Origin of the sequence: Niastella koreensis GR20-10, assembly GCF_000246855.1 — a bacterium.
Lineage (GTDB): Bacteria > Bacteroidota > Bacteroidia > Chitinophagales > Chitinophagaceae > Niastella > Niastella koreensis.
This window is the reverse complement of the sequence record NC_016609.1, coordinates 161,750-180,766: the sequence shown is the minus strand read 5'-3', so window position 1 is coordinate 180,766 and position 19,017 is coordinate 161,750. Positions and strand designations below refer to the sequence as shown.

Here is a 19,017-nt window from a genome sequence, read left to right as displayed (position 1 = left end):
ATTTTAACGTTAAACTTCTTTTTCTTTCAACCTGAAATAAGCAACCACCCATAAACACGGCGCAAGCGCATACTTGGCAAGAAAAAGCAGGATAGAACTGAGCCACTCCGGTAATTGTATCATTACCTCTCTTTTGCCGGAATTCCATATCCGGTAAATAGTAAATGGTTCAAAGAAACTGCCGTCAGGCATAAACGAACCCAATATTTTATGTATGAAGAAAACCATGAACAAAAACACCACCAGGCCAGAAACAAGTGTTTTTATATATTGGTTCTTTACAAAATAAACGGAGCCCAATAAAAAGATAGATTGTACTGTAAAAAAGATAAGCAGTATGTAGTATAAAAACTCATCTCCCTGTATATCAGACACAAATACATTTAAAATTTCCTGTGCCGGTTTGGGTGCACGATGCAATCGTTCCAGGTAAGCGCTTACTACCCCGTTCGATATTTTAAGCATAATAAAATCTACCACATAATACACGAAGGTATAGCTGATAAAAAACAACACCACGCCAAACAAGATCGCAGTCAATAACTTCTCCATGGCAGCCGCCGGCGTTAATAAATAGTGAATGGCTTTGGGGCCATCGGAAAGATCATTGAAGATCATACTGGCAAATAAACAACCGGTAAGGTATAAACCCACATAGTAGGTAACGATCTGCATTCGTAATCCCATGGGGTTATCGGGGTTAACGATCATCAGAAACGAATACCATAATATCAGCAAACCGCCAACAGCCGCCAGGGATAACAGGTATTTTCTTTTATTTTCATTCCAGTGTTTGCCTATATACAGAGACCAACGTTTCAAATCAAAAACAGCATTCATAGCAATTAGTTTAAGCGTTAAAAACAGATTGAATAGCATTACCATTTAACACAATGGCCTTGTACAGTAATTCAAGATCGAGCTTGCTTTCATCTCCCTGCGTATTGCGGGTAACAACCGCACTGCCACGCAAAGAAGGCTCGCGAAACAACGCCTGCTTTATTTCATCGCTATCGTAGGAAATATGAAAAGACAGCTTGCGGGTAATGTTATCAACTGTTTGGTCGAACAAAATACGGCCTTCATCAATGATGGTAACGCGGTCAATAAGGCTTTCCAGGTCTTTAACCTGGTGCGTGCTGATGACTATACATTTGTTATCATCGAGACAGCCGGCAATTACTTTACGAAACTGGCTTTTACTCATAATATCCAACCCGTTGGTAGGTTCATCCATTAATAGTACAGCCGTATTACAGGCCAGGCCAAAACTGATCAACACCTTTTTCTTCTGTCCATAACTCATTTGCTGCATGGTGTTGGAGCGGGGAATGTCGAACTCGGTGATAAACCGGTTAAATTGGTCTTCGTTGAATTTGGGGTAAAAAGGGGCGTTGTATTTAATCAAATGCTCTATGGGCATATCAGGCAAATGAAATTCTTCAGGCACCATAAAAATATCCTGCAAAAAAGCAGGCTGCCGTTTACCGGGGGTAAACCCCAGTACATTGATGGAACCTTCCTGAGGGAATAACAGGCCGGCCATATTTTTCAGCAGGGTCGATTTGCCGGTACCATTCTTACCAAGCAGGCCATAGATGTGGCCGGCTTCCAGCTTCAGGTTCAAACCGGTAAAGATCTTTTTGCGTCGATACCCAAAATGCAGGTTTTGGACTTGAATCATGTTTGGCGTTTTAGTGTACTAGTTTAATAGTACACGCAAACATAAGGGCTTTTTCCGGATTTCCAAATGTGATTGGCGGAAAAATGTGATGAATGGTGATAACAAAAGAAATGATTAAAACAAAAAGCCGCCCTCTTTTTGGAGGACGGCCTGCTATTATATTCAATCTTAGTTATTTGGGTATATGCTTTTGCATTAATTCAAAAAGATACTCATCTTTAAACTTTGAATACCCAACTCTTAGTATCCATCCCGTAAATTTAGAATTAAATACATCCATGCTTGCTTTTTGGCCTGCCTTATAAACTATCAGTTCTGCATAAAAATCATTGGTTTTGGAAACATCGACCCTTAGTGACTTAAGATTATTAAAAGATTTATTCAGGCTGTCAAGTATTGCCCTGTCTGAAATAGTTATCATTTCCTTACGTGGAAGATTTGGCGCATTAATGTAAGTAATGTCAATTTTACTGATTGGTTCAAAACTCCTGAGCAATTCGTAAGCGTTTTGCCCTTTGATCCCAACAAAAATAAATGATAATATAAGTGCAATACCGAGCGAGAAGCCCAAAACAGCTCTAACAATTGTCGATCTTTTCATATGGCCGAAAATAACAAATTACTTCATTCCCCAAAAGCGGCCGCATATTTGTCGTAAATATCTTTATCTTTTATCTTCAACGTATTGTAGGCAAAATTGGTGGGTTTGCAATCCCGGCCGCAATAAACGGGTATTTGTATATTGCTGTTCAGGATCTCCTTCATTTTCGCATCCGTTGTTGCATCTATCGGCAACTGCACTTTGCTTTTCAGGTATACCAGCGCTTCATAGGCATTAATTGCCATCAGCTGGTTGGGCGAGTATAACAGATTTTTAATGGCATCGTATTCCTGCAGCTTTACGAGCTGGGCCATAAGATCAGGAACATTCTTATTGTTGTAAGTGCTCACCTGCAGGTAAACGTTGTTAAATATCAGCTGCTTTACCGGCCCGGTTGTACCAACGGGTGTGAATTTGTACGCCGGGTATTTTTTCGCCATTTCATTGAATACCGATTGATAAAGGGTGTCCACTTTCAGGCTGTCGCAATTGATACAATTCTTTATGGGAAAATCAATAAGGGGCACGATCTCTTTCTGCAGATACATAAAGTCAAAAAAAGGGATTTGCCGGTCGTCGGTGGCGCATTTCCTTTTCAGTGGAGACAGAATGCATACCTTCTTATACAGGATATTATCATCTATTACCGTAAGTACTATCGACATGTCGAGGTACCCGTTTGGCGGATAAAATTTATACTCCCGGTAACCGATCAACCCGGCATTTAATGAACTGGTTTGAATAAGATCGTTCTTTTTAGTTTCCTGCGCAAAAGCTTTATCGGAAATAACCGTATTGAACAGGTTATTTACATACAGAATATTCTTTTTATCAAACTTAATATTCCTGTCACTTACCTGCACCGGTTTAATGGAATCACAAAACGCTTTTATAACCTTAATGATATCGTCAACCTGTTTAACATTCTCTGCATAAAACCGGCTGGTACCGCCAACGGAAGTTTGGGCAAGCCCCGGATGGGTATATGCGATGCCCATTAATAGAATAATGATTTTTATAGCGTTACTCCAATTCATTGCCGGTTGTTTTGCTATGTACCGCAATTCTTATACCGGGTAAATTAGTCTGCAGGGGGTGTAAATACGGCCAGCAAATTTTTTATGGCGCCTGGTGCATGCAGGTCATGCATTTGTTGCAGGGTAATACGGGTTACTTCAGCGGCGCGCTGGCACATATGCTTTTCATAACCGGCAAAAGCCGCTTGTAAATTGGGAAAACCGGGCGAACACAAACATTCACTTAACTCCACCGCATCCAGCATAGCCATGTTCACGCCCTCGCCTGCATAAGGCGGCATCCGGTGAGCCGCATCACCTATCATGGTCGCATTGTCCAGGGCATCCCACTGCTGAGGCAAAGGATAATGATACATGGGCCGGGGTACAAAATATACTTCATCCGTTTCAAACAGTTCCTGCCACAAGGGATCCCAATCTGCAAACCGTTGCTGAAACCAACTTAGTACCTGTTGCCGGTTACTGAAATCAATTCCGCTTTCATTGATCCAGTTTTCCGTTTCCCAGGTTCCTGTATAAAACGATAAACAGCCATCACCCTTGGCGCTTAAAATGAGTGATTTGTTTTTTCCCAGGGCAAACACTTTTCCGCCGCTTGTGAGCGTATTCAGTTTGGGCGCATGGCGGGCTGCATTATAAACATTGCCTTCGATTACCGTTAAACCCGAGTACACCGGCTTAATGGTATTAATGAGCGGACGGATCTTTGAGTTGGCTCCATCTGCTGCAACCACCAGGTCGGCATACCGGGCATTGCCGTTTTTAAATGAAAGCAACCAGCCGGCGCCCTGGCGTTCCATAGTTACAAACTGGTGATCCCATACAATTGTATCAGGTTGCAATGATTCAATAAAAATGTCGCGCAAGGGGCCTCTGTCTATTTCCGGACGAAAGAATTCATTGCCAAAACTGGCATCTTTTATTTCTGCATGTTCATCAAAAAAAAGTGCGCCTGTTCATCTACGATCCTAAATTTCTCTGCACCCGGCCGGTAATGTTGTTTGAATTGGTCCATCAACCCGGCCTTTTCAATGGCCAGCAATCCCGATCCTTCATGCAGGTTGAGCGTAGCACCTTGTTGCCTTGCATATTTATTGAGATCGCGTTCATATACCTGTATATTCGCGCCTTTATCCTGTAACAGCTTTGCAAGGGTCAACCCGCCCGGACCACCGCCAACGATGGCAATTTTCTTATCCTGTATTAACATAACACCAGTATTTATAACTCAAAATTACCTGGAGCGCAGGGTGGAAAATTGTACAAATCGGCCGTTTTTATTGCGATGGAGTGCTGAAGGTGAGACACCAGATAATTTCTTTACGGCTTTAATAAAATGCGACTGGTCGGCAAAGTTTTGTTCGGGAAACAATTTGCCTTCGCTGATATGCTTAAACGAAGCGCGAAAACGCAGTATGTCGCTATACGCTTTTAATGAGATGCCATATTGCTGGTTAAAATAGCGGTTCATTTGCCGGCTGCTCCAGAATACTTTCTGCGCCAGCTCTTTTACGGTTATGGCGCCGTTTGATGCATACAGTAATTCAAACAACTGCTGTTTCCGGTTGTCAATTTCAGCAGGAAGCAACTCCTGTATTTTTTGGGCAGTTTTTTTACAAAACTGGTTAAAATCAGTAAGATCATCTGCGGAAAAGCCCCAAAAATCAATGGGCAGAAATGCTGCGTTATCAGCTTCCACGGTACGATGAAAAATATATTCCGTTGCCGGCAGGTTAAAACTAACTGCAAAGATCAGGGTGCCGGCCGCTATGACAGGCTGTTCGGGTTGTGTGCTCAATCCCATTAAAGAAATATGAAAAGGCTCGGTGGCAGAGCGGGAGAAAAACAGGTCAATTCTTCCATCGGGTACAATCACTACGTTCATATCCTCACCCGAGTCATTATGCAGCATCCAAAAACTTTCTACAAAAAAAGAAATGGAAGGATTGGGCTTTACATATTCCACGATCAATGACATGGCCACCTGGTTTACATTTTCAAATGTAAATATATTTGATAAAATGAGCAGCATTCGTATTTTGTAACCTCATAGGGTTTGCAGAATACAAGGCGGTAACAGTTACAGAAGAGTACATTAAAGTTCGATGGCTGTTTGGCCTTATATCTATAGTTACGCTCTTTCTTATTGCCTTTGGTATTGGTTTAATTGTGTATGGATGGAAAGAATTGCGAAAATAGTTTCCCGACTTTCAATTTTGGGGCGTCCTCTTGCAATTTAATAGCACTATCACTCAAATTATAGGTCTGGTATAGCATATGGAGGGGCTAATCATTCAATTTGCAGGCATCATTTTTCAATTTGGGAGCATCCTCGTTCATTTTATAGGCTCAGTGTGGCGAATGGAGAGGGCAATCAATCAATTCATTGGCATCATTTTTCAATTTGCCCATCCAGTTTGCATTTTGTGCATCAAAACCTTCAAGGAATTGCGAATTCCCTGAAGGTTTTGAGGATTCCTGGCGGGAAAAGCGATTTCCTTCCGGGTTTTCACTTTTCCCTGAAGGAAAAGCCATTTCCTAGCGGGAAAAGTAAATTCCCGCCGACTTTTTTCATTACCCACCGGGAAAAGCGTTTTCCTGGTGGGTTTTGTAAATACCCTATAGGTTTTTGAAATTCCGAAAGGGATTACTCATTTCCTGCCGGGTTTTCCCGTTTCCTGCCAGGAAATCCAGAAATCCTTACAACTGTTTATTCGCTTTTATTAAAAACCAGAAACATTCCAGAAACTTAATAACCAATTCAATTCATAATCATTACATATTACTCCAGTAACATATACTTCGCCCACCCCTGTCACGTAACCCGTTTTCCCGTAAATTGCGCGCCAATTGTTCTTTAATTAAGTTTCTATGAATCACCCGCACAATGGCTTTTCATCCTAACTAATTGATTGAAAACGTCATTGTGTCAACCACCAGTCCAATCCCAACCTGTATGGGATGGAGACAAATTAAATAATAACTGATGAAAAAAGAATTGCGAAAGGAATCCGCATTAGAGTACCATTCCAAGGGACGCCCTGGCAAAATCGAAGTGATCCCGACCAAAGAAGCCAAAACCCAACGCGACCTGTCACTTGCTTACTCCCCCGGTGTCGCAGAGCCCTGCTTGGAAATTCATGCAAATCCCGAATCTGTTTATAAATACACCGCCAAAGGGAACCTGGTAGCCGTTATCAGTAACGGAACCGCCGTGCTTGGCCTGGGCGATATTGGTCCCGAAGCCGGTAAACCAGTGATGGAAGGAAAAGGTGTATTGTTCAAAATATTCGCCGATATCGATGTGTTCGATATCGAGATCAATGAAAAAGACCCCGAGAAATTTGTTCAGATAGTTAAAGCGCTGGAACCCACTTTTGGTGGCATTAACCTCGAAGATATTAAAGCCCCTGAATGCTTTTATATTGAACAGGAGCTGAAGAAGCAAATGAAAATTCCGGTGATGCACGACGACCAGCACGGTACCGCCATTATCAGTGCGGCTGCCCTGCTGAACGCCCTGGAAGTACAAAAGAAAAAGATCGAGAAATGTAAGTTCGTGGTAAATGGCGCCGGCGCGGCAGCCATTGCCTGTATAAAATTATATGAAGCACTGGGCGCCGTTCGAGAGAACATTCTTGTGTTTGATAGTAAAGGTTTGATCCACGAAAGCCGTACAGACCTCGATGTGCTGAAAAAAGAATTCATCTCTAAAGGCAAGAACCTTACACTGGAAGAATCGCTCAATGGCGCCGATGTATTTATCGGTCTCAGTAAGGGTAATGTGTTAAGCCAGGAGATGGTAAAAAGCATGGCTAAAAATCCGATCGTACTGGCTATGGCCAATCCCGATCCGGAGATCACTTACGAAAACGCCCTTGCCGCCCGCAAAGATGTGATTATGGGTACCGGCCGCAGCGATTATCCTAACCAGGTAAACAACGTACTGGGCTTCCCCTTCATCTTCCGCGGTGCACTGGACGTTCGCGCCACGCAGATCAACGAAGCCATGAAGCTGGCCGCCGTTAAAGCCCTGGCCGAACTGGCCAAGACCCCCGTTCCCGATATCGTGAACATTGCCTATAACGAAAAGAACCTGTCGTTCGGTCCTGCTTATATCATTCCCAAACCGCTCGATCCCCGGTTATTGAGCACCGTGGCCCCCGCCGTTGCCAAAGCTGCTATTGAAAGCGGGGTAGCACAAAAAGTGATTACCGACTGGGAAACCTATGCTATTGAACTCGACAAACGGTTGGGTCTCGATAACCAGTTGATGCGGGTACTGGGCGCCAAAGCCCGCCGCAATCCGAAACGACTGGTATTTGCCGAAGCGGATAACATTAAAATATTGAAATCGGCCCAGATCGCTTATGACGAACGCATCGCTTACCCCATTTTGTTAGGCGACGAAAAAGCGATCCGCCAGATGGCATTGGATAACAGCATCGATATAGATGATATGCCCATCATTGACCCGCGCAACGATGAGTATGAAGAAAAACGCCAACAATTCGGCGAGCTGTACTTCAAAAAGCGCCAACGCAAAGGCGTGAACCAGTATGAAGCCACCAAGATGATGAAAGACCGTACCTATTTCGGTTGTATGATGGTGGAAACCGGTGATGCCGATGCCGTGATCTCTGGTTTAACCCGCAACTATGCCGATGCCATTCGCCCTGCCCTGCAGGTGATAGGCATGGAAGAAGGCGTGAAAAAGATCGCCGGCATGTACATGCTGTTAACCAAAAGAGGTCCGTTGTTCCTGGCCGATACTACGGTGAACTTAAACCCAACGGCTGAAGAACTGGCCGATATCACCCTGCTGGCTGCCAAAGAAGTACGCAGCTTTAACCTGGTGCCACGTATTGCCATGCTGAGCTACTCCAACTTCGGCAGCAGCGATACGCCTGAAGCAAGACTGGTTGCCCGGGCAAAAGACATCGTAAAACAAAAAGATCCCACCATTATCATAGATGGTGAAATACAGCCCAACATCGCCTTTAACCAGGAGATCCTGCGCGATAACTATCCGTTCAGCGAGCTGGTTGACCAGGAAGTGAACACCCTCATTTTCCCCAACCTGGCAGCAGGAAATATTGCCTATAACCTGATGAAGGAAATAGGTGGCGCCGATGCAGTAGGCCCCATTTTGCTGGGACTGAAAAAACCTGTGCATGTATTGCAACTGGGCAGCTCGGTACGCAGCATTACCAATATGGCGCTTATTGCCGTTATCGACGCACAATTAAAATGTCAGAATGCCAACCAGGACCCGGCTAAAAAGCCAGCCTGGTGGAAGAAGAAATAGCCGGGTGCCGGTTACCGGTTTCCGGTTGCCGGGAAATACCGGTTAATAAATAATAGTTACAGGTTTCAGGTTACAGGGAGTGACTCTCTTTTACCTGAAACCTGCTTTTTTTCCCTGTAACCTGGAACCTGAAACCTGGAACGCTGTATTCCGGCAACAAAATCCCCCTCTTTTGCGTTTTGGAGGTTTAGGCGTACTTTTACATTATTGCTTATCAATCATGACTTTATTTACTGAGTTTGGCCGTTACCTATTGATGATAAAAGGAATGTTTTCGAAACCGGAAAACATGAAGATGTATTGGAAAGAGCTGATGCACCAGTGTAATGAAATTGGCATCGGTTCACTGGGTATAGTAGTCATCATTTCGGCATTCATGGGGGCGGTATCTGCATTACAAACAGCGTATCAGCTGGTTAGCCCTGTAATTCCCATGAGTACCGTAGCCCAGATCGTGCGCGATACCGTAATCCTGGAGTTTGCCCCTACCCTGGTATGTATTGTACTGGCCGGTGTGGTAGGCAGTAAAATTGCCAGTGAGCTGGGTAATATGCGGGTGAGCGAGCAGATTGACGCCCTTGAAATTATGGGTATCAACACAAAAGCTTACCTGGTGTTGCCAAAAATTCTGGCTGCCGTTATTGTGATCCCCCTGCTGGTAGTAGTTTCTGCTGCATTGGGTATTTATGGCGGACAGCTGGCATCGACCACCGCCGGTATCCTGTCGCCCCAACAATATGAAACAGGTTTGCTGCAATACTTTCAGCCCTATAATGTGTTCTTCGCCCTGGTAAAAGCCTATACTTTTGCCTTTCTTATTTCCAGTATACCAGCCTATTACGGATACCATGTTGAAGGTGGCGCCCTGGAAATTGGCCGGTCGAGCACCAAGGCCGTGGTGGTAAGCTGTGTGAGTATTCTGGGCGCCGATTATGTGCTGGCCGCGTTATTGTTGCATTAAAGGTTGAACACCTATGAATTTATAAACCATGATCGAAGTAAAAAACGTAAAGAAGGGATTTGGTGAGAAAACCGTATTGAACGGTGTTAGCGTTACCATGCAGGCAGGTAAATGTAACCTCATTATCGGCGCCAGTGGTAGCGGTAAAACGGTTTTTATGAAATGCATGGTGGGCTTACTGGTACCTGATGAAGGCGAGATCTGCTACAACAATTCAGACTTCAATAAACTAAATACCGAAGAGAGGAAAGAGATCCGCCAGCAGATCGGGATGCTGTTCCAGGGTTCGGCCCTGTTCGACAGCTTAACGGTTGAACAAAATGTGATGTTCCCCCTGAACATGTTCACCAAAGACTCTTACGAAAAGAAATTAAAACGGGTGAACGAGGTGCTAGAAAGAGTAAAGTTGAAGGACGTTAATAAAAAATTCCCCGCCGAGCTCAGCGGTGGGATGAAAAAACGCGTGGGCATTGCCCGTGCCATTGTATTAAACCCAAAATATCTTTTTGTGGATGAACCCAACTCCGGGCTCGATCCGCAAACCTCCCTCGTTATTGATAAGCTGGTTAAAGAAATTACTACAGAATACAACATTACTACAGTTGTAAATACCCACGATATGAACAGCGTAATGGAAATTGGCGATCATATCATTTTCATGTACCAGGGTAAAAAGGAATGGGAAGGCAGCAACAAAGAGATCATTTTTAATAAAAGCGAGCGCCTGAACGACTTCATTTTCGCCTCAGAGTTCCTTAAAGACGCCAAGGATATGCGGATGCTGGAACAAGCCGGTAAAATTGATAACGACCGGGATATGGATAAGCTCATAAACGGGTAATACAAAGCTTCAAGCCCTAAGCTATAAGCCGAAAGCAGGGAATACTGCATTTGCCTTGTTGCCTTTATGCCTCATTGCCTTTTTCCTCCGCAAACGTTGCCGGGAATTACGCAGCACATTAGCCCATTATCTCATTAGCATATTCAGCCATTATCCCCTATTTTTGCACACCCGATAAATAGTCGGGAATCTAAATATTTCCGCTGATGAGTATTTTAGTAAACAAACAATCAAAGATCCTGGTGCAGGGCTTCACCGGCACAGAAGGTACCTTTCATGCTACTCAAATGATAGAATATGGTACCAATGTAGTAGGTGGCGTTACACCAAACAAAGGGGGCACATTGCATTTGGACAGGCCGGTATTTAATACCGTAGCGGAAGCAGTTAAGGAAACCGGGGCTAATGTGTCAATCATATTTGTACCACCGGCTTTTGCATCCGATGCTATCATGGAAGCCGCCAATGCCGGTATTGAACTGGTAGTATGTATTACCGAAGGTATTCCCGTGCAGGATATGGTGAAAGCCAAATTATACCTGCAAGGCACTAAAACCCGCCTCATTGGGCCCAACTGCCCGGGTGTAATTACCGCAGGTGAGTGTAAAGTAGGTATCATGCCTGGTTTCGTGTTCAAAAAAGGTAAGATCGGTATCGTATCAAAATCTGGTACCCTCACTTACGAAGCCTCTGACCAGGTAGCTAAAGCCGGTTTGGGTGTTTCTACAGCTGTAGGTATCGGTGGCGACCCCATCATTGGCACTACTACCCGCGAAGCACTGGAAATGTTTATGAACGATCCGGAAACTGAAGCAGTAGTAATGATCGGTGAAATTGGTGGTGGCATGGAAGCCGAAGCTGCCCGCTGGTATAAAGAAAACGGTAAAAAGCCTGTAGTAGGTTTCATCGCCGGTCAAACAGCGCCTCCGGGACGCCGTATGGGCCACGCTGGCGCCATCGTTGGCGGTGCTGATGATACAGCTGCTGCTAAAATGAAGATCATGCAGGAATGTGGTATCACCGTAGTAAGCAGCCCTGCTGATATTGGTGCAACCATGGCAAAGATCATTAAGAAGTAAGCGACCTCGCTTAAACATATATAACCTTGCAGACCGAATGATCTGCAAGGTTTTTTTATTGCCTGTTAATGATAGGTGCGAACGTATTCAGCCAGTTCTTCCTTGCTTTTGCTGAAAGTAAAAACATTGTATACCACAAAGTAATTCTTGGGGTCGGTTGTTTTACCATACATATATTTCCCTATCTCCAGTTTGCTGGCTTCAAAAGAAAACACACTCAACAACGCCTTAGCCTGGTTGGAAGTAAAAAAGTTTTGATCTATACCGGCTTTGGCAATGGCCATGCGCGAATCGTCAAAGCTTTCCCGGCGCACTGTTTCAATAAATGAATTAAAGGTGTTATCAGGCATAGGCCGGGGCACATTGTTATAATTGTTATTACCCTGACCAGGCCAGTTGCCTCCCTGGTTGTTGTTATAATTCCCTTGCTGATTGTTATAGTTCCCTGGTTGATTATTATAATTTCCCTGCTGGTTATTATAGTTATTACCTGGTTGATTATTGCCCGGAGTGGGGGGTGGCATATTCAGCATTCCGGGATTTCTCCAGATCATTTGACCATCCTGGTACTGGCTGCCCGAAATAGATTGTTCATCATACATTACCCGGCCAAACCGGTTAATGATAACATCAACATAAAACTGCGGCTTTACATTCATAGGCTTGTTAAATATAACAACCCGCTTCAATCCCATCATTCCGCCACCGCCTTTTTTGCCGGAAAACAATACCAGCTGGTGCGTACCGGGCGGAAGGCCACGGATGTTAAGGCTGGGGCCACAATCAACATACGTCTGGCCATCGATCTCAAACTGAATATCTTCGGCACTTAAATTGGTAATGCTTAAGAAACTGTTGTAATTGTTGTTATAATTTACACTACCGTTGTTATTCCTGCCATTACCCATCATTTGTGCATGTGATGAAAGGGTGGCAGCAATGGAAAGAATCAGGATACACGTTTTTCTCATACTGGATGTTTTGTGCTAATAAAGTGCTTGAATCCCGTTATTTACCGGGAGGCTTTGATTTACCTAGAACGAAATACCAGGTATTTCCGTTGCACAATAAAAGGTTACAACTACTTATATTTAATATTGCTATATATAAAATAACGTCAATGGGTTAGCTATTATTGCCAACCAGCAGGCGGGAACACTTTAACAATTTGTCATGTGCATTTTATTGGCAACTTGCATCCGTTTAAGGAGGTTTGAAGCCAGTTGTGGAGATCGCTTACAGGATTAACGTTTGAGCCTGGACTTCAGTATTCATTAATATGTATAAAATTTGGCGAATGATATTTAAGCGTTTTTTATCGTTAGTATGTACAGCCCTTATTTTTTTAACAACCTATGCTCAACAGAAGATGAAAACCTACGACAAGGAGTGGAAACACATTGACAGTCTTATTCAACAGGACGGTCTTACCGAATCGGCCCTTACCGAAGTGAATAAAATTTATTCACAGGCTAAAAAAGAAGGGAACGATGCCCAGGTAGTAAAAGCACTATTATACCGGGCAGAATTACAACAAATGAAAGAAGAGGATGCTACTAAAAAAAGCATTCACCAACTGGAAGCAGAAATTGCCGAAGCAAAAGAACCGGTACGGGCTGTGTTGCAAAGCATAACTGCCAAAAGTTACTGGAACTATTTTCAACAGCACCGCTGGCAATTATACAGACGTACCAACACGGTAAATTTTCAAAAAGACGACATGGCCACCTGGACCATCGACGACTTTAATAAAAAGATCAGCGAACTATACCAGGCCTCGCTCAGCGATGAAAAGTTATTGCAACAAACAAAGCTGGAGCCATTTGATCCTATTATTACAAAAGGGAATGCGCGGTATTTACGCCCTACCCTGTTCGATCTGCTGGCACAACGCGCCCTGGAATTTTTCAAAAATGATGAAAGCAACGTTAATAAACCCGCCTATGCTTTTGAAATAAATGATGCCGCTGCATTTAACGATGCTAAAAAGTTCATGCAGCATACCTTTACTACCCAGGACACCGCTTCGCTACAGTTTAAAGCCCTGCAATTGTACCAGCGCCTGCTGCAGTTTCATGCGGCAGATGCCAAACCCGATGCCTTACTGGATGCAGACATTGCCCGGTTGGATTTTGTGTACGGCCATGCCACCATCGAAAACAAGGATACCCTGTATGTAAAAGCACTGGAGCAAATTGGTAACCAATACGGCTTAATACCTGCCGCCACTCAGGCCTGGTATTTCCTGGCCCAATGGCATAACAGCCAGGCCCAAAAGTATGTACCATTAAAAGGGGAACTTTACCGTGATGAATACCTGAAAGCAGTAAGTATTTGTGATAAAGTAATAGCACAGAAAGACAGCAGCGAAGGAAGAGCCAATTGCCATAACCTGCGCAGTGAAATCATGCACCGGGAACTGAACCTGCAAACTGAAAAAGTAAATGTACCCGGTCAGCCTTTTCGCACCCTTGTTGCTTATCGCAATTTTGCTGCCGTGAACTTCAGGGTAGTAAAAATGGAGCGCAAAACCCGCGATTCACTGGGCAGCTATAACTGGGACGATAAGTACTGGAAAAAATTACTGGGTTTACCGGCCATTAATAAGTTTACCCAGGTGTTACCCGATACCAAAGATCACCAGAAACATACGGCTGAAATAAAAGTAGATGCATTGCCCGTTGGTGAATATGCGCTCATAGCCAGTGTAGATGACAAATTTGCCATGACCGACAACCTGCTGGCGGTTCAGTTTTTCTATGTATCGAACATTGCCCACATTAAAAAAGGCGCCGATTATTTTATTTTGAACCGCGAAACCGGCCAGCCTTTGGCAAATGCCAATGTACAGGTATGGTACCGGAAATATAATTACACCAAACGCGAGTACACCAACAGCAAAGGACAAAAAGCTGTTACCGACGAACATGGTTATGTAAAGCTGGATCCCAAACAAAACGATGATGAACATAACTTTCAGCTGCAGATAACCCATGGCGACGACCGGTTGTACCTGGATGATTATATTTATAACTATACCTATGACTACAGTCATGATAAAGACGACAGAGACGTTAAAACGGCCTTCCTGTTTACCGACCGTTCCATTTACCGGCCCGGACAAACGCTCTATTTCAAAGGCATTGTTATAAATACCAATGACAAGAAAAATGAAAAGACCATTGTTCCCAATTTTGCAACCAGTATTACTTTATATGATGCCAATGGACAGGCAGTTGATACTATAACCGTTACTACCAATGAATACGGATCCTATTCGGGAAAATTTACCATTCCCACCGGTTTGCTGAACGGGCAGTTCAGGATAACCGACCTCCATGCACAGGGCAGCCAGTATATTTCTGTAGAAGAATACAAACGGCCTAAATTCATGGTTGAAGTAAACAAACCAACCGGCACTTACCGGTTAAATGAAGACATAACGGTGAAAGGCATTGCCAATGCTTATGCCGGTAATGCCATCGATGGCGCCAAGGTTAAATACCGGGTAGTGCGCAATGTAGTGATGCCTTACTGGTTTTATGGCGGCTACAGCAAAATGATCTGGCCCCCTTATCGTGAAGAAAGTGTGGAGATAGCACATGGCGAAATAACCACCGATGCCAAAGGAGAATTCAAGATCGACTTTAAGGCATTGCCGGATAATGCAATCCCCAAAAGCACGCAACCTGTATTCAATTACCAGGTAACGGTTGATGTTACCGACGTGGCCGGTGAAACAAGAAGCGGCAGTACTAATGTATCGGTAGCTTACCAGGCGCTGAAATTAAACCTGGATCTTCCGGAGAAAATCCATGCCGACAGCCTGAACAAAATAAGCCTTACCAGCACCAACCTGAATAACCTGTTTGAAAAAACAACAGTTACTGTTTCCATTCATAAACTGAAAATGCCCAACCGCCTGTTCAGGAAGCGGCTTTGGGACCAGCCCGACCAGTTTGTACTGTCGCAGGACGAGTTCTATAGCCTGTTCCCTTACGACGTGTATAAAGATGAAAACGATCCTGCCAAATGGGCCAGGGACGTGAAGGTGGCTGAGAAAACAGATACCACATCAAATACGCAACCATTCACCATCGACCATTCACCGATAACTTCCGGCTGGTATGTGGTAGAAGCCATCACCAAAGACAAATATGGCGAGGATGTAAAAGATATCCGGTATGTACAGGTATATAACCAGTCGGTTGTAAGTCCGCTGGCAACCGGTGGAATTGAAACAGATAATAAGTTCCTGGAACCCGGCGAAAAAGCCACTTACCAGGTAAGCACAACCGTGGATGATGCTTTTATCATTCATGAATTGAATAAGAAAGACAATGTGAGCGAAAGAAGCTTTTTTACGTTGAATAAGAACAGCCGTTCATTTGAAATTCCCTTAACTGAAAATGACCGCGGTGGTTTTGGTGTTAGCATCGCCTTTGTAAAACACAACCGGTTTTATTCAGACGAACAAACATTCCTTGTTCCTTACACCAACAAAGAACTGACCATTGGGTACGAAACCTTCCGTGATAAAACCCTGCCCGGCAGCGAGGAAAAATGGAAAGTGAAAATAAGCGGTTATAAAGGCGATAAGGTAGCGGCTGAAATGCTTACAGCAATGTACGATGCCTCGTTGGACCAGTTTAAACCCCATAGCTGGATCACCCCTTCATTGAATAGTAATTATTACTCCACCCGCAACTGGGACAGCCATACCTGCTTTACCACGGTGCAGTCCACGGAGCAACGTTTTGAGACCAGTGATTATGAAAGCTTTTACAAAAGTTACGATGTGTTAATGGACCTGCCCGATCACAACCTGGTTTTTGCATTCCGTGATGGCCGTGGAGGTGATAAAAGAATGAAAGAGTACGCTAAAAAAGCGGAGCCTGCGGCTATGCTTTCTGCAGTTGCACCAGCAGCGGGAGGCAGGGCTATACAAGTACCAGATCTTAAAAGTGATGCGGATGGCAGTAAAGGATTGATGCGGGATTCAATTGTTGTAGAAGGAGAAATGTTGGTTCAGGGCGAAAAAGTAAAAAACCAGAGGCTGGTCCTGCCGTGCAGATCCGCACCAACCTCAACGAAACTGCTTTCTTCTTCCCCGATCTGCATACCGATGCCAATGGCAATATTGAGTTCTCCTTCACTATGCCCGAAGCGGTAACGCAATGGAAATGGATGAGCCTGGCGCACAGCAAAGACCTGGCCTTTGGCATGAATACCAAAACCATTGTTACACAAAAAGACCTGATGGTGCAACCCAATGCGCCCCGCTTTTTGCGCGAGGGCGATCGCATGAACTTCAGTGGTAAAATTGCCAACCTTACCGACAAGGAATTAACCGGCCAGGTGCAATTACAACTGATAGACCCCACTACCAACCAATCGGTTGATGGCTGGTTCCACAACGTAATGCCCAACCAGTATTTTACCGTACCGGCCAAGCAAACCGTTCCGGTAACCTTTAATATGGAGATCCCTTACCAGTACAACAAACCGGTAACCTACCGCCTTATTGCCAAAGCCGGCGACATGAGCGATGGCGAAGAAGCCGTGCTGCCGGTAGTGAGCAACCGGATGCTGGTTACAGAAAGTCTGCCTCTGCCTGTTCGTGGCAACGGCACCAAAAACTTTACGTTTGAAAAGCTGGTGAAAAGCGGCAGCAGTGAAACATTGAACAACCATTCGCTTACGGTTGAGTTTACCACCAACCCGGCCTGGTATGCAGTACAGGCATTGCCTTACCTGATGGAGTATCCCTACGATTGTGCCGAACAAACCTTTAACCGGTATTATGCCAATGCACTGGCCACCAGCATTGCCAATGCCTCACCAAAGGTTAAAGCGGTCTTCGAGCGCTGGAGAACTACCGATACCGCAGCCCTGATGAGCAACCTGCAAAAGAACCAGGAACTGAAATCGTTGCTGCTGGAAGAAACACCCTGGGTAATGCAGGCCAATAATGAAGCGCAGCAAAAAAAGAACATCGCCCTGCTGTTCGACCTGGTGCGCATGAGCAATGAAGAGGCAAAAGCCATTGGCAAATTGCACGAACTGCAAAGCTCCAACGGTGGGTTTGTATGGTTCAAAGGCGGTCCCGACGACCGGTACATGACCCAGTACATTATGACCGGTGTTGGCCACCTGAAAAAACTGAAGGTGAATACCAGCAATGACCAGTTGAACGACATGGTGAAAAACGCCCTTCCTTACCTGGATGCGCGCATGAACGAAGACTATGAATTCATGATGAAACACAACAAGGGTAAAGAAGACAGTGACTACATCAGTCCGCTGCACATCCAGTATTTATACATGCGCAGCTTTTACCCCGAAACAGGTGTTCCAGGCAACGTGTTCAAAGCATATAATTATTACCGCAAACAGGCTCAGAAAGTCTGGGTAAAACAAAGCCGTTATATGCAGGGGATGATTGCCCTGTCGCTGTTCCGCACCGGCGATGTACAAACCGCTAACAACATTCTAAAATCAATAAAAGAGAATGCCATTCACAACGGGGAAATGGGCATGTACTGGAAAGAATTCACCGGTGGTTACTACTGGTGGCAATCCCCAATCGAAATTCAATCGTTACTGATTGAAGCCTTTACCGAAGTAACAAAGGATATGGCTTCGGTAAACGATATGAAACTGTGGTTGCTGAAACAAAAGCAAACGCAGAACTGGAAAACAACCAAGGCCACCGCCGATGCCTGCTATGCTTTACTATTGCAGGGATCTGACCTGCTGACCAACACCCCTGAGGTAACTATTGACCTGGGTAATACCGTCATTCGCAGTAAAGACCAGCAACAGGAAGCCGGTACCGGTTATTTTAAAAAGGTGTTTGATGAAAAACAGGTGAAGCCTGAGATGGGTAATATAAAGGTTACTGTAACAAACACCTCCTCCCCCACCGGGGGAGGTCGGGAGGGAGCCGGTGCAGCTGCCTGGGGCGCCGTATACTGGCAGTATTTTGAGAACCTCGATAAAATAACGCCGGCCGCTACTCCATTGCAACTGACCAAAAAGCTGTTTGTTGAAAAAAATACCGATCGTGGTCCGGTTTTAGAACCCATCAACGAAGGCCAGCCCTTGAAAGTGGGTGATAAAGTGAAAGTGCGTATTGAACTGCGGGTTGACCGTGCCATGGAATATGTGCATATGAAAGATATGCGTGCTGCCTGTATGGAACCGGTGAACGTGATCAGCCAGTTTAAATGGCAGGGCGGACTGGGGTATTATGAAACAACGAAAGATGCCAGCACCAATTTCTTTTTTGGTCAGCTGCCCAAAGGCACTTACGTGTTTGAATATCCCCTGTTTGTTACCCATACCGGTACCTTCAGCAATGGCATTACTACCATTCAATGTATGTATGCCCCTGAATTTACCAGCCACAGCGAGGGCGTTCATGTGACCGTAGAGTAAATAAGAATAATAAGTTTTATAGTGAGGCTGCATCTGATAGGTGCAGCCTTTTTTGTTCCAGGTTCC

The 19,017-nt window shown here is 44.6% G+C and carries 15 protein-coding genes; 6 read left to right on the top strand and 9 right to left on the bottom strand.

Annotated features, from left to right (window positions below):
* Positions 1-9: 9 nt before the first annotated feature.
* The 8 genes from NIAKO_RS00725 to NIAKO_RS00695 form a co-directional block, all read right to left on the bottom strand.
* Positions 10-840, bottom strand: coding sequence for a hypothetical protein (locus NIAKO_RS00725; RefSeq protein ID WP_041346150.1), 831 nt, complete (start codon positions 838-840; stop codon positions 10-12).
* A 10-nt stretch (positions 841-850) separates the two neighbouring features.
* Positions 851-1,684 (bottom strand): ABC transporter ATP-binding protein, encoded by an 834-nt coding sequence (locus tag NIAKO_RS00720; RefSeq protein ID WP_014216460.1) that lies wholly within the window; start codon positions 1,682-1,684, stop codon positions 851-853.
* Positions 1,685-1,856: 172 nt separating this feature from the next.
* Positions 1,857-2,285, bottom strand: a complete 429-nt coding sequence (locus NIAKO_RS00715; protein WP_014216459.1) for a hypothetical protein — start codon at positions 2,283-2,285, stop codon at positions 1,857-1,859.
* A gap of 23 nt (positions 2,286-2,308) precedes the next feature.
* On the bottom strand, positions 2,309-3,322 hold the full coding sequence (locus tag NIAKO_RS00710; RefSeq protein WP_133055248.1) for a hypothetical protein: 1,014 nt from the start codon (positions 3,320-3,322) through the stop codon (positions 2,309-2,311).
* Positions 3,323-3,366: 44 nt separating this feature from the next.
* Positions 3,367-4,188 (bottom strand): FAD-dependent oxidoreductase, encoded by an 822-nt coding sequence (locus tag NIAKO_RS00705; RefSeq protein ID WP_216595793.1) that lies wholly within the window; start codon positions 4,186-4,188, stop codon positions 3,367-3,369.
* Positions 4,189-4,241: 53 nt separating this feature from the next.
* The gene (locus tag NIAKO_RS39055; protein ID WP_216595792.1) at positions 4,242-4,532 is read right to left on the bottom strand and encodes an FAD-dependent oxidoreductase; all 291 of its coding nucleotides are present in this window, start codon (positions 4,530-4,532) and stop codon (positions 4,242-4,244) included.
* Between the two features lie 24 nt (positions 4,533-4,556).
* The gene (locus NIAKO_RS00700; RefSeq protein ID WP_041347782.1) at positions 4,557-5,300 is read right to left on the bottom strand and encodes a helix-turn-helix domain-containing protein; all 744 of its coding nucleotides are present in this window, start codon (positions 5,298-5,300) and stop codon (positions 4,557-4,559) included.
* A gap of 371 nt (positions 5,301-5,671) precedes the next feature.
* Positions 5,672-5,857 (bottom strand): hypothetical protein, encoded by a 186-nt coding sequence (locus tag NIAKO_RS00695; RefSeq protein ID WP_041346149.1) that lies wholly within the window; start codon positions 5,855-5,857, stop codon positions 5,672-5,674.
* A 451-nt stretch (positions 5,858-6,308) separates the two neighbouring features.
* Here NIAKO_RS00695 and NIAKO_RS00690 point away from each other — a divergent pair, with 451 nt between their 5' ends.
* The 4 genes from NIAKO_RS00690 to sucD all read left to right on the top strand — a co-directional run bounded on the left by NIAKO_RS00690 (position 6,309) and on the right by sucD (position 11,511).
* The gene (locus NIAKO_RS00690) at positions 6,309-8,630 is read left to right on the top strand and encodes an NADP-dependent malic enzyme (RefSeq protein ID WP_014216456.1); all 2,322 of its coding nucleotides are present in this window, start codon (positions 6,309-6,311) and stop codon (positions 8,628-8,630) included.
* 289 nt (positions 8,631-8,919) lie between these two features.
* On the top strand, positions 8,920-9,591 hold the full coding sequence (locus NIAKO_RS00685) for an MlaE family ABC transporter permease (RefSeq protein WP_242675431.1): 672 nt from the start codon (positions 8,920-8,922) through the stop codon (positions 9,589-9,591).
* Positions 9,592-9,619: 28 nt separating this feature from the next.
* Positions 9,620-10,432, top strand: coding sequence for an ABC transporter ATP-binding protein (locus NIAKO_RS00680; protein WP_014216454.1), 813 nt, complete (start codon positions 9,620-9,622; stop codon positions 10,430-10,432).
* Positions 10,433-10,638: 206 nt separating this feature from the next.
* Positions 10,639-11,511 (top strand): succinate--CoA ligase subunit alpha, encoded by an 873-nt coding sequence (gene sucD, locus NIAKO_RS00675; protein ID WP_014216453.1) that lies wholly within the window; start codon positions 10,639-10,641, stop codon positions 11,509-11,511.
* 65 nt (positions 11,512-11,576) lie between these two features.
* Here sucD and NIAKO_RS00670 read toward each other — a convergent pair whose 3' ends face one another.
* A complete protein-coding gene (locus NIAKO_RS00670; RefSeq protein ID WP_014216452.1) occupies positions 11,577-12,482 on the bottom strand; it encodes a proline and serine-rich protein 1 family protein in 906 nt (301 codons plus the stop codon).
* Positions 12,483-12,880: 398 nt separating this feature from the next.
* Here NIAKO_RS00670 and NIAKO_RS00665 point away from each other — a divergent pair, with 398 nt between their 5' ends.
* Entirely contained in the window at positions 12,881-16,684 is a 3,804-nt protein-coding gene (locus tag NIAKO_RS00665) for an MG2 domain-containing protein (RefSeq protein WP_172642117.1), read from the top strand.
* Complete coding sequence (locus NIAKO_RS00660; RefSeq protein ID WP_071884228.1) at positions 16,579-18,951, top strand: alpha-2-macroglobulin family protein; 2,373 nt, start codon at positions 16,579-16,581, stop codon at positions 18,949-18,951. Before NIAKO_RS00665 ends, NIAKO_RS00660 begins: the two co-directional genes overlap by 106 nt.
* The last annotated feature ends 66 nt before the right edge of the window (positions 18,952-19,017 follow it).